Below are 21,677 nucleotides of genomic sequence, written 5' to 3'. Positions count from 1 at the left end.
TCAGAAAAGTGCAGAAAAAAACATAGTGTACAAACTGTAAAAATGGTAAACTGTAGGAAAGGAAATTTTTTACAGGAGGAGTGTATGAAAAAAAGAAAATCCATTGGTCTGTGTGTGGGAATCTGTCTTCTGCTTCTGGGAATACTGGACGTTGTAAATGTTTTTGCTGCAGTGACAGAGGGAAAGGCCGGGGAAACACTTACTGGGGAGTATGCAGTGATTATTAATACGGATACATCTGATTCGAGGAGTACAGGCACACTGATCTTTGATGACAGTGGAAGTACTGCGTCAGTTTCAAGTGGAAGTGAGCTTCCCGCAGCTCAAAGCCTGGCCGGGCTGAATGCAGGGAGCACCCGCTCAGTCACTGCGCTGAATGAAAAAAGCGCTATTTCGTCCATTACATCAGCAGATGAGACTGACGATGGTATATCCGTCCAGGCAGCGACTACCACTTATGCAATAGGAGAAGAAAAATATATTTACAGAAGCAATGGCAGCGGCAAGACCTATATATGCATTGGGATTGGTGAACATTGTTATATCTGGATGGACAAAAATATGAAAGCGGATTATGATGCCGCTGGAAAAACATCTCTCATAGCATCAGACATGGCGAGTATTTATGACAGACAGCCCTATCAAATCCTGAAAACACTGGCAGGAGGCGATCTTCCCTGGGAAGATGGATCCGGCAAGCTCTCTATTGTGCTGGAAACCTTAAGCGGCGCAAGTGGTCAGTTTCAGTATGATGAGGGAATTACAGCAATCCATATCAACACTCCGGTGGCAGCATCCTATGTCTCCGGTGAAATGACCAGAAGAAACGGTCTGCTGGTTCACGAGGGACAGCACGCAGTATTCTGGTTGAAAACAAAATTCAATGCCTCCGAGAAATATATGTGGATAAACGAAGGTCTTGCAGTAACGGTCATGGATTATCTGTGGGGCGGTACGGACACAAATGGCTGGATGAACGGAATTGCAGGAAGTACCGCTATTCGTAACGGCTCTTCCTTGATGTATAAGAGTTATCGCGATGATATTGCCCAGGACTATGGAATGCCATACCTGTTTGTCAGATACGTAATTGACCGTATGGCAGGAAGCTATGAGCCTATGGCTGTATTGCCGAGATTTTATACAGTAGATGCTTCCTCCCTTACCTGTGAAGCTTATCTGGAGAAGGTAACAGGAATTCCGTTTAAAACACTTCTTTCAGATTTTTATACAGCTGTGGCAGCAGGAGAAGCTTCTGGTATATACAGTTTTCCAGGCGATCGGATAGCGGCAAAAAAGGCATCTGCATTTCCGGTATTTTCCGGAGACAGTGGCTCAAAATATTCCATTCCGGCAGCTTCCGCGATCCTTGTGAAACTGAAGGATGGAAAATTTACAGTCCCATCTGATGGGGAAAGCGGAATTGTTTATCGTGTAATAGGAAGCCGGACTTCATTTGTGAAACCAGCTGGCGGAAATGGTACAAGCAGCAGTCCTTATCAGATTGATTCTCTGGATGATCTGAATTTGATCGAGGAAAATCAGGGCGCATATTATCAGCTGACCTCAGATATCCAGACACAGGGAAGAATTAATTTTACCATCTCTTATTTTGGTGGAACGCTGGACGGAAACGGACATACGATCTATGGATTGAAGAAGCCTCTGATAGCCATGAATCAGGGAAAAATCAGGAATCTGCGCGTAGTTGCAGATTTTGATGATGATATGCAGAACGTGCAGGGCGTCATCACACAGTACAATGAAGGAAATATTGAAGACTGTATGGTGACAGGAATGATTAGCGGATATATGGGCGGAAACGGAGCTGTTGTATATCCGGAATTTGGCGGAATTGCAGGTGAAAATGCACTTGCCGGAATTATTTTTGGCTGCACATCAAAGCTGAATGTTAATTTGATAATGGCTCCTATGAAAAGCTGGGTAGGTGGAATTGCAGGTCTGAACATTGGTACTATAAGCAAGTGTGTCAGCACCGGTACGATTCGTGTTACCCAGACAAACGGAAACGAATATCCGGTCTATGTGGGCGGAATTACGGGAGAAATCCAGAAGTTTGGGGGCATGGGCGGTGTGCTCAAAGAATGCCTTCATGCAGGAAAAATCACAGTAACTGCGACAAACAACTGTGTAGGACAGATGTGCGGAACTGCTGCTGATAATGTACTCAGCTCTTCTTACGGTTTAAGCGGACATGTGATGAACTGTTATGGAAAGAGTGGAGAGGGGAATCTTGTCGGCGGAACTGCTGCTTCCATTGGATCAGGTGGACTTCTCACAGAGGCACAGATGAAAGATTCCAAATCTTACGTGGGTTGGGAGTTTGGAACTGACTGGAAGATTTCAGAGGATGGTTTGCCAGAGCGGGTGGAGAATCCGGAGATTACTTCATTGGAGGTAAAAAACAACTGGACTTCCTGTTACGTGGGAGAAAAACCGTGGTATTGGGGCAGGCTTTTGATAAATGGTACAACTTATTCTGAGATTAAAGCCGATATGATAAGCGGATTTGACAGTTCTGCTGAAGGAACTACTCATGTTTATGTAGAATATAAGGGAAAACAGGTTGTCTATTCAATGGAAGTTGTCGCGCCGAAAACCAGTGATATCAGCAGTATTGTAATATCAGGACAGCCGAAGAAATCTTATGTGGAAGGAGATGTATTCAATCCATCCAGAGCCAGTATGTATGCAACGATTGGTGGCCGTGCAGCTTATATTTACAGTGGATTTACCTATGACAAAACAGGCCCACTGAAAACCTCGGATACTCAGGTTACTTTTGATTACTTCGGAGCAAAAATACCGTGGGCGATTACGGTTGCAGCGAATGCACCAGCAGCTTTGACTATGCTTGCAGCTCCTGATAAACTGAATTATGTAGCTGGAGATAAACTCAATCTGACTGGAGTGAAGCTTCAGATTACATATAGCAATGGAAAAGTATCGCCGGTTATTACAGGGGCTGATCTGAATACTTATGGAATACATTTGGCGCTTGGAAGTGGAAGCGGTTCATCGGCAATTGTTGATAATGGCAGAATAATAGAGTCATCAGATAATGGAAAAGATCTTATTGCTTATGCGTCTGATAAGCTGCCGGGAGAATATGGTGCCGTGATCGCTGTGCTTGGAATAATGAGCGTAACAGAACCATTGGCGATTACAGATACTGAGCTGTACGCGGTTACAGGAACTGGAAAAGAGCAGTGGATATATTCAGGCTTTGTTACAGGTGGAAGTGGTAAGTATGAAACTCAGGTTGTTTCTGAGAATTTACCGGCTGGTTTAACTGTCTTTGCGGTTCCTGGCGGAGGCTCTTATGGAAGTAAATATTTTACTTTTTCCGGGACTGTCACTGCACCAGTGGGAATTTATGAGTCACAGTATAAAATTGTGGATACAGGAACAAAGACAATTTTGCCAGTTACAATAAAAATTATAGTTACGGCTTCTAATGAGGCAAGATTTTATAGTTTTGTACTTAACAAGGCGTTTAATTCCCAGTTAAAAGAGGATGTTGTTGGGGAAATTGATAATGAGAACCGTAAGATTACGCTGCGGTTGCCAAAAGGAACTAATGTTACCAGGCTGGCACCGAATATTGATTATGGTTCTGGTACAGGAACAGCGGTGGCAGATGAGTTTACCAGTGGCAGATCTCATGATTTTACAAATTCGGTACAGTATGTTCTGACAGCGCCAGATGGCGTAACGAAGATAACATATACGGTTACAGTTGTTTTTTACGATGAAACGCAGGGTGGTTCCGGGGAAACTGAGCATACGCATACCTGGGATGCCGGAGTTATAACGAAAGAGGCTACCATTTCGAGTACAGGAATTAAGACATATACCTGTACTGTGTGCCAGAGCAAACGCGAAGAGGAAATTCCGAAGTTGGTTGTTTTACCGACGAATACGCCGGTGCCAACGGCAACGCCGACGAATACGCCAGTACCGACAAACACACCGGTACCAACGGCAACGCCGACGAACACGCCAGTGCCGACGAATACGCCAGTGCCGACGAATACGCCAGTACCGACGAACACACCAATACCAACGGCAACGCCGACAAACACGCCAGTGCCGACAAACACGCCAGTACCGACGAACACACCAATACCAACGGCAACGCCGACAAACACGCCAGTACCGACGAACACGCCAGTGCCAACGGCAACGCCAGTGCCGACGAATACGCCAGTACCGACGAACACACCAATACCAACGGCAACGCCGACAAACACGCCAGTGCCGACGAACACGCCAGTACCGACGAACACGCCAGTACCGACAAACACGCCAGTGCCGACGAATACGCAAGTACCGACGAACACACCAATACCAACGGCAACGCCGACAAACACGCCAGTACCGACGAACACGCCAGTGCCGACAAACACGCCAGTACCAACGGCAACGCCAGTGCCGACGAACACGCCAGTGCCGACAAACACGCCGGTGCCAACAGCAACGCCGACAAACACACCTGCGCCGACTGGATATAAAGTGGGCACAACAGTGAAACATCCAGCGACAAACGGATATTATAAAGTTACCGCCACAGACACGGTAGAATATATAAAACCGATAAAGAAAAAGGTAAGCACTGTCACAATTCCAGACAGCGTAAACCTGAAGGGCGCGAATTACAAAGTAACCTCAATAGCCTCCAAAGCATTCAAGAGCAATAAATACCTGAAAAAGGCTATTATAGGAAACAATGTAATCCAGATTAAGAGCTATGCCTTTTATAAGTGCACGAAACTCTCTTACGTACAAATCGGCGGCTCAGTAAAAGCGATCGGAAAACAAAGCTTTTATGGCTGCAAGAAGTTAAACGAAATGAGAATCTACACCTCCCGCCTGAAAGCCAAATACGTAGGCTCCAATGCCTTCAAAGGCACTCCATCCAGGATGAAAATCTACGTCCCCAGGAAAAAGGCAAAGAGCTACAAAACGGTTTTTGTAAAACGAGGCATAAGCAAAAAGATTGTAATAAAGAAGATGTAATATTTGTTTGCGTTATGGGGAGGTCTTGTATGAAATACCGAAGCAAAAACGGTTTTACACTAGCGGAACTATTGATTGTAGTTGCAATTATTGCGGTATTGGTTGCTGTTTCAATCCCGATTTTTAATGGACAGCTGGAAAAAGCACGCAGGGCAGTGGATATGCAAAATGCGCGAATTATTAAGTCGGCATTGACGAATGCATATAATGAAGGACGAATGGATATTCCAAAGAAAGCTGTAGGACAAGAAAATTCAGGCTGTGGTGTCTGGGTTGTGATATGTCGTAGCACAAGTGAACTGCCAGACGCATATACTTCAGATATGTTAAATGAAAAAAGTATCTATTGTGGAGCAAATTCCGGAGTTACAGTAAACGGTGTAAAAAGCAATAATTGGAAGTCGTATAATACTGGTGTTGAAGCCGTATTAAAGGAGGCCGGTTTAAATTGTGATACTCTGAAAATTAAAAGCAGAAACGATAAGGAGAAAGGCTGGGATTGGATTGTTATAGAAGTCGGGTTTGCAAAGGAGCAGTTTTACTCACGTATTTATAGTGGCTTTAAAGGGGATAAATCGGGTATGGAAGTTGTAGAAGCTGGATCTTCAAACATCGAAAAAGCAATAGGCGGATCAAATTAATGTAACAAGAGAATATATAAGGGACTGTAATAGATGCGTGCTGCGTATGAAGTGACATTCATCTGTTATAGTCCCTTTTCTCTTGACATTTTTCCACGTAATGTGCAAAATAAACCTATAAAGTTCAAACAATTTCAGGAGAAATTATATCATGAGACAGGAGTTTTTACACTTAAAGGCACCGGAAAACTGGAGTTAGAAGACACTTTCCGGCCAGGATGCCCTACGCAGCAGTAACCCATTCTGCATAAAAACAACCTTCTAAAATGGGGACTGTCTGAATGTCGAAGATTACCAGATTTCCATAAGAAATGGAACAATTTGTACTGACAGAACAAGAGTATTATAAAAATATGAATTAAAAAGAAAGTTGTGAAACAAAATGAAACGAATTGATTTTGAAAATGGCACGGTAACCAGAAACATTTTCAGCGCTGCAATCCCCATGCTGGTGGCGCAGATACTCAGTCTTTTATATAATATTGTAGACAGAATCTATATCGCCAGAATCCCTGAAGTGGGAACTACGGCGCTTGGCGCAGTCGGCTTATGTTTCCCGCTAATCGTGATTATCACTGCCTTCGCCAATCTGTTCGGCAGTGGTGGCGCGCCTGTTTTTTCCATAAACAGGGGCAAGAAAGACAACCAGAAAGCGCAGGAGGTGATGAATACTTCCTTTACTATGGTGTGCGGAAGCGGGATCATTCTGATGATAACAGGTATGCTTTTTGCAAGACCTCTGCTGGTACTTTTTGGAGCATCTGAGGATGCTTTGGTTTATGCATATCCCTACATGATGATCTACCTGATCGGAACGGTTCCATCCATGATCGCCACAGGAATGAACCCATTTATCAATGCACAGGGATACGCGACAACTGGCATGCTTTCTGTAGCAATTGGTGCAGTCGCCAATCTGATCCTGGATCCATTATTCATTTTTGTGCTTGGTTTCGGAATCAAAGGAGCTGCCATTGCGACTGTTCTTTCCCAGTTCCTATCAGCTGCTTATGTACTACTTTTTCTTGAAAAAAGAGCGGAAATGAAAGCTCGGCTTTTGAAAAAAACAGAGCTGAAAAGCTGCAAAGAGAATGCAAAAAACATTGTCAGTCTTGGTACTGCAGGCTTCATTATGCAGCTGACAAACAGCCTGGTAACCATCTGCTGCAACAATGTTCTGGGGGTCACCGGAGGGGATGTTTACATATCCGTTATGACTATCGTATCCAGTGTCCGTCAGATGGTAGAGACGCCGATTTATGCTATAAATGAAGGAACATCACCTATTCTGAGCTATAATTATGGGGCAAAAAGACCGAAGCTTGTCCGCAAGGCAATGGTCACTCTGGCAGTAATGGTTCTGGTTTATACAGCAGTAATGTGGAACGTGATTATCTTTGTTCCGGATTATCTGATTGCCATTTTCAGCTCCGATAAGCTCTTGATAAAGGATGCAGTTCCGGCACTGAAAACCTACTTTGCAGCCTTTATTTTTATGGATCTGCAGTACATTGGACAGACTGTTTTCAAGTCTTTAAATAAGAAAAAACAGGCCATTTTCTTCTCGCTTTTGAGAAAAGTTTTTATTGTAGTTCCGTTGACATACCTGCTTCCCTACGTGTTTAAAATGGGAACTCACGGAGTATTCCTGGCAGAGCCGGTATCTAATGTAATTGGCGGAAGCCTTTGTTTCGTTACAATGCTGCTGACTATATTGCCGGAGTTAAAGAGGATGGAGAAGAAAAACGGAGAGGCGGACCGTCCCATGGAGTACTTTAAAACGAGGTAAAAATATATGGAAAATACAATTATAATCGCGATTGTAAGTCTTCTCTGTATCCTGGCTCATGTCCCCACTCTGATCCTGCGAATTGTTCCGTTTCACGAAAAAATCTCAGATAAAGACAGGATCAGACTGACTGTAATCTATGCAATTGGTCTGGCTGTGGACTTCGGAATCTGCATGTGGGTGGGAAATTACCGGAAAATTGACGTGCCGTTTTATAAGATAAATCTTATTGCTTTCTGTATTGTAATGGCTGCTGTAAATATCTGGCTTGTCCCTGGATACACCAAGGTGCATTTGTTTGTATTTGGAATTGTGGCAGATATTGTCATGATTGCACTGTCAATCGGAGCTTATGTCAGTTCACTTTTGGGAATGCAGGGAAATGCGATTGGAATTGCAGAAACCAGCGCAATTGCAATTGTAGTGTATGCGCTTCTATATCCGCTGCTTAGCAGCCTGCTCCGTTATACCGTAACACCATTCCTTGAAATTGAATGCCAAAATTATTGGGAGACCTTATGGTTCATTCCTATTGCCATGTTTTTTTCCAGTATTTTTTCAGAAGGAGTGGATGTCTACACTACCACTTTTCCACAAATGTTGAGTAAATGTCTGATCGGCGTCGCCACATTGCTGATTTGCTTTGCGGTGTCTTATGATCAGCAGCATTTTCTAAATGAAAAAGAACTGAACCGGCAGATCGATCAGCAGAAAGGTTACTATCATGCGCTCACGGAGCAGGTTCTGGCAGAACGTGAAGCACGCCATAATTTCCGTCATCAGGTAGCTGCTATTAAAGGTTTTCTTGATAAAAATGATATGGAGGGCTTGCGGGGATATTGTGATGATCTGGAACTGGAAGAGATGGGAAAAGTAACAATTCCATATACAGGAAACGCCGCGGCAGACGGCGTCCTTTATCATTACGGCTGTATTGCCAGGGCGAAAAATATCGAGTTTTCCGTATGCTGCTATCTGAAAGATATTGCTATTCCGGACACTGATTTTTGTACGATTCTGGGCAATGCCCTGGATAATGCGGTGACTGCCGCCGGTCAGTATGACGGAAAACGCTTTATTGAAGTTGCTACGGAGAAGAAACACGACATGCTTCTGATTACGGTAGACAATTCTTTTGACGGAATATTATTCCAGGAAAATGGGAAAATTTACTCAAAAAAACGGCAAAACAAACAGGAAGGAATTGGCATTCTTTCCATGAAAAAACTTTGCGAAAAACACGGCGGAGCCAGTCGCTTCGAAGCGGTCGGCAACAGGTTCCAGGCCAGCTTTATATTGAAAAATGAGGTTGAAGATTAAAAAATGGTTAAAGTTGATTTGATTACAGGCTTTCTTGGTTCGGGAAAAACGACTTTCATAAAGAAATATGCTGCATGGCTGATGAGCCAGGGGCAGAATATTGGAATTCTGGAGAATGATTTTGGTGCAGTGAATGTGGATATGATGCTGCTTCATGACCTGGAAGGTGAGAACTGCGAGCTGGAAATGGTTTCAGGTGGATGTGATGCGGACTGCCACAGAAGACGTTTCAAGACCAAGCTGATCGCAATGGGAATGTGCGGATATGACAGGGTTCTCATTGAGCCTTCCGGGATTTTTGATGTGGATGAGTTTTTCGATGCCCTTTATGAAGAGCCATTGGATAAGTGGTATCAGATTGGAAATGTGATTACCATTCTGGATGCCAGACTGGAGGAGAAGCTGCAGCCACAGGCAGAGTATATTCTGGCTTCAGAGGCAGCTGATGCAGGCTGTATTGTTCTAAGCAAGAGTCAGGAGGCATCCGGGGAAGAAATCAGCGGAACTGTGAAACATCTGAATCGCGCACTGGAAAGTGTGAAATGCAAACGACGTTTTACGGAAAATGAGATACTGAATAAGGATTGGGAAACGTTTACAGATGAGGATTTTCAGCGGATTTTCAACAGCGGGTATGTGATGGAAGATTTCGAGAAACAGTGTTTTGATGAGAAAGAAGGGTTCCAGTCATTGTATTTTATGGAGCTGAAGATTTCCGAGACACAGTTGGAGAAAGCGGCGCATCAGATCCTGGATGATCCGGAATGTGGGGATGTTTTCCGAATTAAGGGCTTTGTGAAATTAGAAGAAAGTGCTGCCGCGGTAACCGAAAACGAAAAAATGAATTCGGGCTCCGCTCAGAAAGCATCCACTGACAATATCTGGCTGGAACTAAACGCCACCCGCAAAGAATTTTCCCTGAAGCCTATTTCCGCAGGACAGGAAGTAGTGATCGTGATCGGGGAGAATATGAATGAGGCGCGGATACGGGAGTATCTGGGGACAGAATAATTTACGCGAGCAACGAGCAAAAGGAAAAACCTCTGGTCGAAGATTGATTTCCTGACCAGAGGTTTTTTAGCTTTTTAAATTACTTTCCGTCCCTGTACATATTTCCCAACCAAATTGCGGTCGTCGGACAGATAAACAAGCCTTTCCAGTCTGTCACGGGTGGAGATTTCCTGGGGATGACGGATGTTGCTGTCGTCCAGGATCATGGCGTCGAATTCATAGCCTTTTTCGAAGCTGCCGACTTTTCCGAAGAAGGAGCCACCACCGATCGTAGCCATATAGAAGGCTTCTTCCAGAGTAACCGGGGCCTGGGTCTGATCCATCAGGCGCCAGCGGAGCTTGGAAACCTGGATGGCATCTGCCATAGCACGGAACATGGAGAGAGAAAAACCTCCAGCAACATCGGTGCCAAGTCCTACATGAAGTCCCATATCAAGATAGAGGCGGACAGGTGCGATTCCGGAAGCAATGTCTGTGTTGGACTCCGGACAGTGGGCGATGTAAACGCCCTGGTCCTTGATCATCTGGATCTCTTCGTCAGTAGAGTGGACGCAGTGTGCCATGATGGTAGGGCAGACGCTGGCACCATCAGATGAAATATGAGCTGCTGTGTTATCAGTGGTATTAAGGCCGGATGCGGAAGCGAAATCAGCCTCGTTAGTATTGAATGCGGGTTTTGTTCCAAACAGCCCGAACATGTCATACGCATCTCCATAAAATCTGCTGGTCGGGCAAAGCTCCTTTACCCATGCAATTTCCCCGAAATTTTCAGACAGATGAGACTGAACCGGAAGGTGATATTCCCTCTGGATTTTTCCAAGCTCGGTCATCAGCTCATCGGTACAGGATGGGGTAAAACGTGGGGTTAGGATTGGGTAGGTGTGGTCGTAACGTCCCTTGATCTCTTCCAGCCACTGGCGTGTATCCTGTGCAGAAGCCTGTGCGCTTTTCTCCTGAAGCTCCGGTGCTCCGTTGCGATCCATATTTACTTTTCCAACCATAGTTGCCAGACCGCTTTCCTCCAGCATGTCCATGAGAAGCTCCGTTGCCGGACGGTGCAAGGTGGCGAAAATGCAGGCTCTGGTGGTGAAGCTGTGCTTTAAGTCATCCACGAAAATGGAGTAAGCCTTTTTCGCATAGGACAGGTCAGCGTACTTGGCTTCCTGCGGGAAAGTGATGGTGTTCAGCCAGTCCAGCAGCTCCAGATCCATGCCGGTTCCGCGGTAAGCGTACTGGGGAGCATGCAGATGAAGGTCGGTGAATCCTGGGATGATCAGTCGATCACCCATGTCTTTTACAGGAATATCTTTATATTCCTCTGGAAGCTGGGAAAAAACACCGGCACAGAGCCCGTTTTCACAGACTGCATAAGAGTTTTCTGCAAAAATAAGTTCTTTCTGATTCTTGCTGTAACAAATTGTACCTTTCAAAGCAAACAAATCTTTTTTCATATCAGACCATCCTTTCTGCCAGAGGCGAGGTAAAGTAAAGTTCCGGGATAGTTTGCGGCTGAGAACGTACTGCCGGAAACATGCAAAATGTGATTTCGGGCTGATTCAGCAATAAAAAAACCACCCGGAAAATGCCATACCTGCATACCTCTTCGCATGCAGCTTATAGACAACTATTAGGGTAGTTGGTAGAAACGTCCAACCAGATTATGGACATATATAAGCGTTTGCTGTTTTTATTTTTATATCTTTATTGTACATGGTAAAGAGTGCAGAATCAAGAGGATTTTCACAAAAAAAATCTACATTTTCATATCTTTATTGATGGATTTGTTATATAATGAAGTAAAATTCGCGGACAAGAAATTAGAGCGTGTTTGAAAAAGGCTTTCTGCAAGATGTGCGTCACAATTTGTGGGAGATTGCGGGAATGATTTTTCAAACAGGCTCTAGAATGGAGATTGACATAACATGAGTTACAGTTTTAAAGGCCGTGTCAGATACAGTGAAATAGGCGAGGATGGCTGCCTGACTCTTCCTGGAATTCAGAATTATTATCAGGATTGCTGCACCTTTCAATCTGAGGAAATAGGGCAGGGAATGGAAGTGCTGGAGGAACGTCAGAGAGCCTGGGTGTTGTCATCCTGGCAGATTGTGGTGAACCGCTATCCGGGATTGGGAGAGACAATTGTGGCATCAACGGCGCCATATGGTTTCAAAGGTTTTCTTGGAATGCGTAACTTCACTCTGAAAACAGAAGATGGAGAGCTTTTATCCTATGCAAATAGTATCTGGACCAATATTGATACAGAGACCGGTCTGCCTGCCAGACTTACAGACGAAGACATCAGAGGATACGAACTGGATGAAAAGCTGGAGATGGATTATGCGCCCCGTAAGATCGCACTTCCGGAAGGGATGGAAGCCCAGGAGCCTTTTGCAATACAAAAACATCATCTGGACACCCATCACCATGTTAATAATTGCCAGTATATCCGCATGGGGGCAGATTATCTGCCAGAAGGCTTTGAAATCCGCCAGATGAGGGCAGAATATAAGAAGCAGGCACTGCTTGGAGACGTTTTTTATCCGGCAGTGAAGCTGGAAATGAGAAAGGTTACGGTTGCGCTTTCCACGGAGAATGGCGAACCTTATGCGATTGTAGAGTTTATGTCTGCATGAGATGCGACTATATGAATATCATGTGAGCGAAATAACTGTATCGCTTTAGAGATATCTCCATACAGGGAGGTCAGCTGAGAATGGCGAAACAGGAAATTTTATTAGAAAGGCGGTTTACATAAATGAAAATTGGAATACTTGGAGCTGGAGGAATTGCAGTTCAGATGGCGAAAACAGTAGCTGGAATGAAGGATGTGGAGAATTACGCAGTGGCAGCCAGAAGCCTTGAACGGGCGCAGGCCTTTGCCGAGAAATACGGTTTTTCCAAGGCTTATGGCTCTTATGAGGAAATGCTTGCAGATCCGCAGGTGGATCTGGTTTACATTGCAACCCCTCATTCCCATCATTATCTTCATGCAAAGATGTGCCTGGAGGCAGGAAAAAATGTGCTTTGTGAAAAGGCGTTTACTGTAAATGCAGACCAGGCAAGAAAGCTTTTTGCCCTGGCGAAAGAGAAAGAACTGCTGATCACAGAGGCAATCTGGACCAGATATATGCCATCCAGAAAGATGATTGATGATATTATTTCAAGCGGTGTGATTGGTGAAGTGACAGCTGTTACTGCTAATCTGAACTATGCCATCAGTGAGGTGGAACGTATCCGTAAGCCGGAGCTGGCAGGCGGTGCGCTTCTGGATGTTGGTGTTTATACCATTAATTTCGCAAGCATGGTTCTTGGGGATAAGTTGAAGGATGTACAGGCAACTGCTATTTTCCGTGAAGGTGTGGATATGCTGGATACTATTGCTATGGTATTTGAAGGCGACCGCATGGCTACCTTGCAGTGTGGTGCCCGTGAAATTTCTGACAGAATGGGAAGTATTTTTGGAACCAAAGGTTATATTCAGGTGCAGAATATTAATAATCCGGAGAAAATCACAGTGTTTGACAAGGAGCATAAGGAGGTTGCAGCTTATATGCCGCCGGCACAGATCACAGGCTATGAGTATGAGGTTGAAGCCTGCGCCAGAGCAATCGCACAGGGCGAAAAGGAATGCCCGGAAATGCCTCATGATGAGACTGTGCGTGTGATGGAGATCATGGATGGAATTCGTAAATCCTGGGGTTATGAGATTCCGTTGTATGAGTAGGCAGGGCGGAAGCTCAGCTATTTTGCAGAAAGCCTTTTTCAAACATGCTTTAGTGAACAGTAACAACAATAGGTTACTGTTCACTCCGTTCACAGTAACGCGCTTCGCGATGCACAGAAATCATGCTTTGCATGATTTCGCGCCGCAACTCTCGGGTTTTCTGTGAACTTTGTTCACAAAAAACACCTCGCGGAACGTTACCAGTGAACAGTAACAACAATAGCAACAGATACAAAAAAATATAAGATACAAGTAGAAATACATCCGCACAAGTGCTATATTATGTTTAATATGATGTCTGTGGTAAAGAATGCAGGAGCTCTGATAGACAAGGGGAATGGAAAGATAGCGGAAGCTTTTTGTGAGATGTAACCAGACATCTGAAGAATAAAATGCGTATTTGCGTGTGTAAAAAGGAGGATACAGCTATGCTTCAAAAATTAAAAGAAGAAGTTTACAAAGCAAATATGGACCTGCCGAAATACGGCCTGGTTACTTTTACTTGGGGAAATGTAAGTGGAATTGATCGTGAAAAAGGTCTTTTCGTAATCAAGCCAAGTGGTGTGGAATATGAGAAACTGACACCGGAAGATATGGTAGTTGTAGACCTGGAAGGTAATAAAGTAGAAGGTAAATATAACCCATCATCTGATACTCCCACTCATGTAGTTCTGTACAATGCTTTCCCGAAGATCGGTGGAATCGTACATACTCATTCCTCCTGGGCTACCAGCTGGGCACAGGCCGGCCGCGCAATTCCATGCTATGGAACCACTCATGCTGATTATATTTACGGTGAGGTTCCTTGCGTCCGTAATCTGGATAAGAGTGAGATTGCGGAAGCTTATGAGAAGAATACTGGCATTCTCATTGCCGACTATTTCAAGAAGAGAGATTATGAGGCTGTTCCGGCTGTTCTTTGCAAGAATCATGGTCCTTTCACATGGGGCAAGAATGCGCACGAGGCAGTGCATAATGCAGTAGTTCTGGAAGAGGTTGCCAAGATGGCTTCCCGCTGCGAGCTGATCAATCCAAATGTGAAACCTGCTCCGCAGGAGCTTCAGGATAAGCATTACTATAGAAAACATGGTGCAAATGCTTATTATGGACAGGAAAATATTGAGTAAAAACTGAGATGAATATAAGGCGAACGACTAAGATAGTCGTTCGCCTTATAAAGATCATTTACTATATTCAATTTCCACTGGTTTCACACCTGCAAGTTCCATACTTCTCTTGTCCGGCTGTGTACAGCCAACGTAAATATGGAAGTGGCTGCCGTCCTCTGTTCTTGCGCCGGTTTCATCTACTACGGTGAAGGCCTTTGGAGCAATGGAAAGTGTGATGGTTTTTGTTTCGCCTGCTTTCAGGAAAACAGGAGTGAAAGCGGCAAGCTCCGGGTTTGGAACGGCCAGAGAAGAATCTACATTCTTTATGTAAACCTGAACCACATCCCGAGTATCAATTGAGCCCTGGTTGGTGACAGTGGCCTGGATTGTAACTGGTGCTGCTGTGGTATTAGTGCCGCTTTCGAAACCTGCCTTGCCGGAAACACTTGTACCATTTGTGTCGGCTGCGCTGTTTTCACTGACAACTGCATCTGTCACTACTACCTTTCCATAAGTCAATCCATATCCAAATGGGAACTGCGCCTTATTCTCCATATAGCGGTAAGTACGTCCCTTCATGGCATAATCTGTAAAATCCGGAAGCTCTTCCAGGGTATTGTAGAAGGTCACTGGTAATTTGCCGGATGGGGAGACATCTCCGAACAGTACTCTTGCGGCGGCTTTTCCACCTTCAGCACCTGGGTACCACAGAACCATCACTGCATCAAAATGTTCTTCTGCATAAGAAAGATCAATGTCACTTCCTGCCATCAAGCAAAGAACAACCGGTTTGCCGGATTCAGCCATGGCTTCCATCAGATCCAGCTGAACCTGTGGAAGCTGCAAGGTCTCTTTGTCACCGGAAGCATAGCTGTTTCCGGTATCTCCTTCTTCACCTTCCAGTGTTTCATCAAGCCCCACGCAGAGAATTACGATATCGCTGTTTTCTGCAATGATTTTCGCTTCCGCAAGTCTGTCCTGAGTAAAAGCAAGATGCTCGGTGCGGTCGCGGAAAAGGTCACATCCTACAGAGGCAAGCACACGTACATCATCTCCAAGGTAATCCTGAATACCTTCCTGGATCGTGCAGTAGCGGGAAGCTGTACCGTGATAATTGCCTACCAGAGCCTTACGGCTGTCTGCATTTGGTCCAACGATTCCAACTGTTTTGATCTTCTCTTTGTTCAAAGGCAGGATCCCATTGTTTTTCAGAAGTACAAAGCTTTCTTCAGCAGCTTTTTGGGAAAGTGCCAGATGGGCAGGTGACTCCACCTCAGAATAAGGAATTTTGTCGTATTCCGTTTCTTCAAATAATCCCAGCAGATATCTGGTAGTGAAAAGGCGGATGGCGGATTCCGTGATGGTATCCTCGGAGATCAGTCCTTTTTCATAAGCTTTCAAAATGTGAAGATAAGTGTTTCCGCAGTTCAGATCGCAGCCATTGTTCAGTGCTAATGCAGCCGACTCTGCCGGGGTGCTGGTTACCATATGATGCTCGTGGAAATCCTTGATGGCCCAGCAGTCGGAAACGAAATATCCCTGGAAGCCCCAGTCGCCGCGAAGTATTTTCTGAAGGGAAGGACTTCCGCAGCAGGGCTCTCCGTTGGTGCGATTGTAGGCACCCATGAAGCCTTCCACGTCCGCTTCTCTGGTTAAAGCTTCAAATGCTGGGAGGTAAGTTTCTTCCATATCCTTCGGAGTTGCGATTGCGTCAAATTCATGGCGGATGGCCTCCGGACCGGAATGGACTGCAAAGTGCTTGGCGCAGGCAGCGGCTTTCATAACTTTGCCATCGCCCTGGAGCCCTTTTACAAAAGAGACTCCCAACTCTTTCGTAAGGTAAGGATCTTCACCGTAAGTTTCATGTCCCCGTCCCCATCTTGGATCACGGAAAATATTTACGTTTGGCGACCAGAAGGTAAGACCTTTGTAAATGTCACGGTCTTCTTCCTGGGAATATGCATTGTATTTGGCACGACCTTCGGTAGCAATGGTATCTGCAATTTGTCCCAGAAGTTCGGTGTCAAAAGTGGCGCCAAGTCCAATTGCCTGCGGGAAAATTGTGGCCTGTCCGGCGCGGGCAACTCCGTGGAGCGCTTCATTCCACCAGTTGTAGGCGGGGATGCCAAGCCGCTTGATTGCAGGTGCGTCATAGCGTAGCTGACTTGCTTTTTCCTCTAAGGTCATCTGGCTGACCAGTTCGGTCGCTTTTTTTCTAGCCTTTTTTCTATCCATAATGTTTCTCCTTGTTGCGAATTCATGGTGACTGTAAAACATTGAGCCATATAAGGTTTGTGACCCACAAATAGCAGGTTACGTTGTAAAGCGAGTGTGAGTTTTCGGGCTGCATATCATCCTTTTACTGCACCTGTGGTAAGACCTTCTACGATCTGGTTACTGAACAGTGAGTAAACAACAACGGTAGGTGCGATTGCGATAATGATCGCAGCAAACATCTGCACATAGTTGGTTGCGTAAGGACCAACGAAATAGGTCAGTGTAACCGGCAGTGTCTTTTTCATAGGATCAGAGATAAATACCATGGCAAGAAGCAGCTCGTTCCAGTTGTTGATGAAGGTCATCAGACCGGATACGAAGAAACCGGTTCTGCAAAGTGGCAGTGCGATCCGGAAAAAGCATCCGTAGATTCCGCAGCCGTCAATGGCAGCAGCCTCGAACATTTCTCCTGGCATGGAACGGAAAAATCCGGTAAGCAGGAAAATGGTCATTGGCAGGGAAAAAGTGATGTAAGGAATCATTAGTCCGCCCTGTGAATTGGTAAGGCCAAGCTTTGCAAATCTTACAAAAAGAGGAATCAGAACACAATGTACTGGAACCATCATTCCGATGAGGAAGAAGGTGTGCATAAATTCTGATAATTTCCAGCGCATTCTGGCGATGGCGAAAGCGGCCATAGCGCCGAAGAACAGGCTGACGATCAGCGTGACACCGCAGACCAGAACAGAGTTTACCAGCGCAGTACCAAGTTTTCCCATCTGCCAGGCCTGCTGATAGTTTTCGAAATGGAACACATCCGGCAGGGAAAATGGTGCTGACATAACGCCAGCGTTATCTTTCAAAGATACGGATAACATCCACAGAAGTGGTGCCAGATAAACAACTGCCAGGATCACCAGCAGGATATAAACCACTACGATTACCGGTTTTACCGGCTTTTTTGTAGCTTTTACTTTTACGTTGCTCATTTTCCCACCTCCTTATGACTCGTAAGTTTCGACTTTGATGACTTTCTTTACCAGAAGAGTTACCAGCAGGCAGAGCACCAGGAGCACCACGGAAATGGCGCTGGCGTAGCCATATTTGAAATAGTTGAAACCTTCTGCGTAAAGCTCAGTTGCAAGGACTTCTGTTCTGTGGTTCGGACCACCCTGGGTCATGTTGTAAACCAGGTCGAAGAATTTCAGGGAACCAATACAGTTCAGGGAAAGGGAAGTAATCATCATTGGTTTGATCAGCGGAAGGGTAATGTAGCGGAATGCTTTTACCTTTGACGCACCGTCTATATAGGAAGCTTCATAAATGTCACGGGAAATTCCGGTGATCTGTGCCATATAAAGCATCATGTTCTGACCAAGGTACTGCCACAGGGCAACAAATGCGATAACCCACATGGGAAGTACAATAAATCCGGTAGAGTCCATCAGCCACAGAGGTCCTTCAATGCCGAATTTGGCAAGAAGATTGTTGATACCGATTCTCGGATTGAAAAGGAAAGACCAGAGAAGTCCAAGTGCTGCTGAGGAAAGTACGCATGGAAGATAATAAATGTTCTTGAAAATGTTGCGGCCTTTCGGGATGTTGGTGAGCATAACAGCAAGTAAAAGACCGAAGATCTGCTGTGTGACTGCTGAAAAGATCATGAAAAAGATGGAGTTTTTCAGGGCAATACGGAATGTGGCGTCACCGAAAAACAGTTTCTTATAGTTTTTTAATCCCACAAATTCAGGGGGTGTAAGTGCTGCGTAATCGCAGAGTGAGTAGTAAACCATTTGTATCGTCGGGATGATCAGGACCAGAAGGAACATGATCAGCGCCGGGGCGATAAATACGAAAATGGCTTTTTTGTCGCGCAGAATTTTATCCATAATATCTCCTTCCGTCAAATGTGTGCGGTTTTACTACTAAAGAAAACCGAATGATAGCAAAGAATAAGCCGTTGTCTGCATGAGTATCGTATTGATTTTGGTGGGCTCGCTGACTGGCGATAACCTTTTTAGTAAAAAGACTGCCGCGGAACATGCCTTAGTCCGTTCCGCGGCAGCCATGTGCCTGGGTTTATAACTTATTTTTATAAGGGAGGATTTATTCCCAAACGTTCTCCTCATAGAATGTCTGTACGGTCTGGAATGCTTCTTCAGGTGTCTGGTTTCCAAGGAAGATGTCAACCATTGCGTTATCAAAGCAGTCACCAGCTTCTACAGATGCAAGGGACTCATTGTAGAATCCGAATGTACCAGTTGCTTTGGCCATGATATCCTGAACGTATTTCAGCTGTGCAGGAGCTTTGTCGTAGTCGATTTCAAGGTCTTTGATGATAGGGAACTTGCCGCCGATTTCTGCTGTGTATTTCTGAGCTGTCTCGTCTGTGAACATCTTCATAAGAGCGATGGCTGCGTCCTGATGCTCTGTTGTGGAGCTCATAAGCAGGTTGTCTGTCTTAACGATCATACGGTTCGGGTCATTTGCACCGTCAATTCCAGGGAACTGGAATACACCACATTTGGACTCAAAGTCTGGGTTGTTACCATTGATCTGTGCGATTGCCCAGGAACCCTGAACCAGCATAGCTGCTTCGCCGTTATAGAAAGCTGCTGTAGCCTGGTCGTTGGAATCTCCGGCTGCTGTAGCCTGGAAATACTGGGAAAGGTCTTTTAATTTGGTGCCTGCTTCGATACAGTTCTCGTCTGTCCAGTTAGCGGTATGGTCTGCGATAGCTGCGAGGTCAACGCCCTGGCGGTCACACAGATAACCAGCGATCATGGATAAGCACCATGCGGTACCTGCGGAGCAGGAGATTGGTGTGTAGCCAGCATCCTGAAGCTTCTGGCATGCAGCGATCAGTTCGTCGTATGTGGTAGGAACTTCAACTCCGGCATCTGCGAACATCTCTGTGTTGTAGTAAACGCAGGCTGCTGCGAAGTTGGTAGGAACTGCCATGATCTTTCCGTCATAGGTCATTCTCTCGAAGATACCATCTGTAAAGGATGCGTACCAGTCTGCTTCCTGATTCTCAAGGATATCGGTAAGATCAGCTGCTGCGCCTGCATTTACATATACGTCCATGTTTGGACCAGGGTTACAGATGTAAACGTCCGGTGTCTGTCCGGCTGCGATCAGTGCGTTCAGCTTGCCATCATACTCTTCCAGGTTGGTGGTGATCGGAGTTACGTGATATTTGCCATCGTACTCTTCGTTGAAACGATCAATGACATCTTTGTAACCTTTGGAAATAAGATCTTCCGTAGCTTCCAGGTCATCCCAGAACATCCATGTGATTTCTTCAACATCATCAGCATAAACCGGTACAGATGTAACCAGTGTTCCAGCTGCCATTGCTGCAGCCATTAATATTGAAAGTGCTCGTTTCTTGTTCATATTGAACCTCCTTTTAAAAATTTAGATCTCGTATTTGGTAATTCTTACTATAGCAGAGATTGCCTGGGTTTTCTTTCTAATTCTTGTTTGTTTACTATCAATTATTGCTATCTAAAATTGTACAAAAACAAGTACATGTCAAAGTATATAATTTAAAACATAGAAAATTATGCAATATAGACAAAGATAAACGATACTTATTTAGATTTAAAATATAAATTTGGCTATATATTGATAAAAAAAGCAACATTTGATACAATACAAACATATTGAAAAACGCAATATTTGAGAACTGAATGACAATATTTGATACTGACCGTCGGAAAATGATATATGTTGGGAAAATTCAAACATGCTCTGGTAAAAGGGTGAAACTCAGGAGCATTATAATAAGAATATACAGGGAAGGAGCATGGGGAAATGATACATAAGCTTAGTGGAATACATGAAACAGTAGATTTCCGGGAGGATGAGCAGGTTTGTCTCTATTATAATGATGAATACGAGAATTACCCACCGCACTGGCATACCTCCTTCGAGGTACTTATGCCAATCGTAAATGGCTATAAGGCACTGTGCGGTGGAAAGGAATACAATCTGCGTGAGGGGGATGTGCTGATTATCGGTCCGTGTATGCTTCATGAGCTTTTTGCTCCGGAAAGCGGAGAGCGGATTATTTTTCAGCCGTGTCTGAACAATATTTCTACCAAGGAGCTGAACTTGCTTACTATGATTATAACCCCGGCTACTTTGATTACACCGGAGGGGTATCCGCAGATTTATGAAAAAGTAAAAACGCTTATGCTGGAAATCAAAGAGGAATATTTCGGGGAGTCTCCCTATCTGGAAACTATGATTATTTCGAAATTCCTTGAGATTCTTACATGCGTTGGAAGACAGCGTGTAAATGCACATACTGTAGCGGGACAGCAGAAAGAAAACGGAGCAAACAGCAGGCAGAAGGAATATGTGGAGAAGTTTATCCTGGTTACAGATTATATTAACAATCATTTTGCGGAAGATTTGAGCCTGGAGGGAGTGGCTTCCCAGGCAGGATTCAGTAAGTATCATTTTTCCAGGTTGTTTAAGCAGTATACAGATTCTACGTTTTATAAGTATTTGAATCAGAAGAGAATTGAATTTGCAAAAACGTTGCTGCAGGATCCGGGAGTGAGTGTGACGGAGGTGGCATTTAAGTCAGGCTTTTCCAGTCTGTCGGCGTTTCTTAGGATGTTTAAGCTGATGAATAATTGTACGCCTACGGAGTTCAGGGAGATGTATGACAGGACGAAGATGGGGAACTAGAGCGTGTTTGAAATAGCAGGTGTCAATTTTATTTAGGTATTGATTTCTTATAGGAAGAAAATTATTATGGCATTAGAGCCTGTTTGAAAAAGCATTATTGCAAACTGCACGCCAAAATTGTG

14 protein-coding genes and 1 riboswitch are annotated in these 21,677 nt (G+C 44.7%); of the genes, 9 read left to right on the top strand and 5 right to left on the bottom strand.

The window, feature by feature from the left end; genetic code table 11:
* Positions 1-84: 84 nt before the first annotated feature.
* The 5 genes from I2D69_RS02260 to I2D69_RS02240 all read left to right on the top strand — a co-directional run bounded on the left by I2D69_RS02260 (position 85) and on the right by I2D69_RS02240 (position 9,801).
* Positions 85-5,040, top strand: coding sequence for a leucine-rich repeat protein (locus I2D69_RS02260; RefSeq protein ID WP_195379325.1), 4,956 nt, complete (start codon positions 85-87; stop codon positions 5,038-5,040).
* Between the two features lie 29 nt (positions 5,041-5,069).
* A complete protein-coding gene (locus I2D69_RS02255; RefSeq protein WP_148463297.1) occupies positions 5,070-5,681 on the top strand; it encodes a type II secretion system protein in 612 nt (203 codons plus the stop codon).
* Positions 5,682-6,063: 382 nt separating this feature from the next.
* Entirely contained in the window at positions 6,064-7,470 is a 1,407-nt protein-coding gene (locus tag I2D69_RS02250) for an MATE family efflux transporter (protein ID WP_148463298.1), read from the top strand.
* A gap of 6 nt (positions 7,471-7,476) precedes the next feature.
* Positions 7,477-8,790, top strand: coding sequence for an ATP-binding protein (locus I2D69_RS02245; protein WP_173736161.1), 1,314 nt, complete (start codon positions 7,477-7,479; stop codon positions 8,788-8,790).
* A gap of 3 nt (positions 8,791-8,793) precedes the next feature.
* Entirely contained in the window at positions 8,794-9,801 is a 1,008-nt protein-coding gene (locus I2D69_RS02240; RefSeq protein ID WP_148463301.1) for a GTP-binding protein, read from the top strand.
* Positions 9,802-9,875: 74 nt separating this feature from the next.
* On the opposite strand, the gene I2D69_RS02235 is transcribed toward I2D69_RS02240, so the two are convergent.
* A complete protein-coding gene (locus tag I2D69_RS02235; protein ID WP_173769646.1) occupies positions 9,876-11,252 on the bottom strand; it encodes an amidohydrolase family protein in 1,377 nt (458 codons plus the stop codon).
* Positions 11,253-11,398: 146 nt separating this feature from the next.
* A riboswitch (purine riboswitch) is annotated at positions 11,399-11,495 on the bottom strand.
* A gap of 228 nt (positions 11,496-11,723) precedes the next feature.
* Between I2D69_RS02235 and I2D69_RS02230 the strand changes: the two genes are divergently transcribed.
* The 3 genes from I2D69_RS02230 (at position 11,724) to I2D69_RS02220 (ending at position 14,652) form a co-directional block, all read left to right on the top strand.
* A complete protein-coding gene (locus I2D69_RS02230) occupies positions 11,724-12,434 on the top strand; it encodes an acyl-ACP thioesterase domain-containing protein (protein WP_195379324.1) in 711 nt (236 codons plus the stop codon).
* Between the two features lie 122 nt (positions 12,435-12,556).
* Entirely contained in the window at positions 12,557-13,525 is a 969-nt protein-coding gene (locus I2D69_RS02225; RefSeq protein ID WP_195379323.1) for a Gfo/Idh/MocA family oxidoreductase, read from the top strand.
* A gap of 428 nt (positions 13,526-13,953) precedes the next feature.
* The gene (locus I2D69_RS02220; RefSeq protein WP_195379322.1) at positions 13,954-14,652 is read left to right on the top strand and encodes an L-ribulose-5-phosphate 4-epimerase; all 699 of its coding nucleotides are present in this window, start codon (positions 13,954-13,956) and stop codon (positions 14,650-14,652) included.
* Positions 14,653-14,706: 54 nt separating this feature from the next.
* Here I2D69_RS02220 and I2D69_RS02215 read toward each other — a convergent pair whose 3' ends face one another.
* From I2D69_RS02215 to I2D69_RS02200, 4 genes are all read right to left on the bottom strand, one after another.
* Complete coding sequence (locus I2D69_RS02215; RefSeq protein WP_195379321.1) at positions 14,707-16,869, bottom strand: glycoside hydrolase family 3 C-terminal domain-containing protein; 2,163 nt, start codon at positions 16,867-16,869, stop codon at positions 14,707-14,709.
* Positions 16,870-16,985: 116 nt separating this feature from the next.
* A complete protein-coding gene (locus I2D69_RS02210; protein WP_173719191.1) occupies positions 16,986-17,840 on the bottom strand; it encodes a carbohydrate ABC transporter permease in 855 nt (284 codons plus the stop codon).
* Between the two features lie 12 nt (positions 17,841-17,852).
* On the bottom strand, positions 17,853-18,740 hold the full coding sequence (locus I2D69_RS02205) for a sugar ABC transporter permease (RefSeq protein ID WP_118583552.1): 888 nt from the start codon (positions 18,738-18,740) through the stop codon (positions 17,853-17,855).
* A gap of 217 nt (positions 18,741-18,957) precedes the next feature.
* Entirely contained in the window at positions 18,958-20,250 is a 1,293-nt protein-coding gene (locus I2D69_RS02200) for an extracellular solute-binding protein (protein WP_173716967.1), read from the bottom strand.
* 420 nt (positions 20,251-20,670) lie between these two features.
* Here I2D69_RS02200 and I2D69_RS02195 point away from each other — a divergent pair, with 420 nt between their 5' ends.
* Positions 20,671-21,555: an AraC family transcriptional regulator gene (locus I2D69_RS02195; protein WP_148463309.1), complete on the top strand. Its 885-nt coding sequence runs from the start codon at positions 20,671-20,673 to the stop codon at positions 21,553-21,555.
* The last annotated feature ends 122 nt before the right edge of the window (positions 21,556-21,677 follow it).

Origin of the sequence: Ruminococcus sp. D54t1_190329_F1 (genome assembly GCF_015551645.1) — a bacterium.
Lineage (GTDB): Bacteria > Bacillota > Clostridia > Lachnospirales > Lachnospiraceae > Blautia_A > Blautia_A faecis.
Note: the sequence above shows the minus strand (reverse complement) of the source record. Positions and strands in the feature narration are given on the sequence as shown.

Coding starts and splice junctions, on each gene's coding strand:
- I2D69_RS02260 (WP_195379325.1), top strand. CDS start 85: ATGAAAAAAAGAAAATCCATTGGTCTGTGTGTGGGAATCTGTCTTCTG.
- I2D69_RS02255 (WP_148463297.1), top strand. CDS start 5,070: ATGAAATACCGAAGCAAAAACGGTTTTACACTAGCGGAACTATTGATT.
- I2D69_RS02250 (WP_148463298.1), top strand. CDS start 6,064: ATGAAACGAATTGATTTTGAAAATGGCACGGTAACCAGAAACATTTTC.
- I2D69_RS02245 (WP_173736161.1), top strand. CDS start 7,477: ATGGAAAATACAATTATAATCGCGATTGTAAGTCTTCTCTGTATCCTG.
- I2D69_RS02240 (WP_148463301.1), top strand. CDS start 8,794: ATGGTTAAAGTTGATTTGATTACAGGCTTTCTTGGTTCGGGAAAAACG.
- I2D69_RS02235 (WP_173769646.1), bottom strand. CDS start 11,252: ATGAAAAAAGATTTGTTTGCTTTGAAAGGTACAATTTGTTACAGCAAG.
- I2D69_RS02230 (WP_195379324.1), top strand. CDS start 11,724: ATGAGTTACAGTTTTAAAGGCCGTGTCAGATACAGTGAAATAGGCGAG.
- I2D69_RS02225 (WP_195379323.1), top strand. CDS start 12,557: ATGAAAATTGGAATACTTGGAGCTGGAGGAATTGCAGTTCAGATGGCG.
- I2D69_RS02220 (WP_195379322.1), top strand. CDS start 13,954: ATGCTTCAAAAATTAAAAGAAGAAGTTTACAAAGCAAATATGGACCTG.
- I2D69_RS02215 (WP_195379321.1), bottom strand. CDS start 16,869: ATGGATAGAAAAAAGGCTAGAAAAAAAGCGACCGAACTGGTCAGCCAG.
- I2D69_RS02210 (WP_173719191.1), bottom strand. CDS start 17,840: ATGAGCAACGTAAAAGTAAAAGCTACAAAAAAGCCGGTAAAACCGGTA.
- I2D69_RS02205 (WP_118583552.1), bottom strand. CDS start 18,740: ATGGATAAAATTCTGCGCGACAAAAAAGCCATTTTCGTATTTATCGCC.
- I2D69_RS02200 (WP_173716967.1), bottom strand. CDS start 20,250: ATGAACAAGAAACGAGCACTTTCAATATTAATGGCTGCAGCAATGGCA.
- I2D69_RS02195 (WP_148463309.1), top strand. CDS start 20,671: ATGATACATAAGCTTAGTGGAATACATGAAACAGTAGATTTCCGGGAG.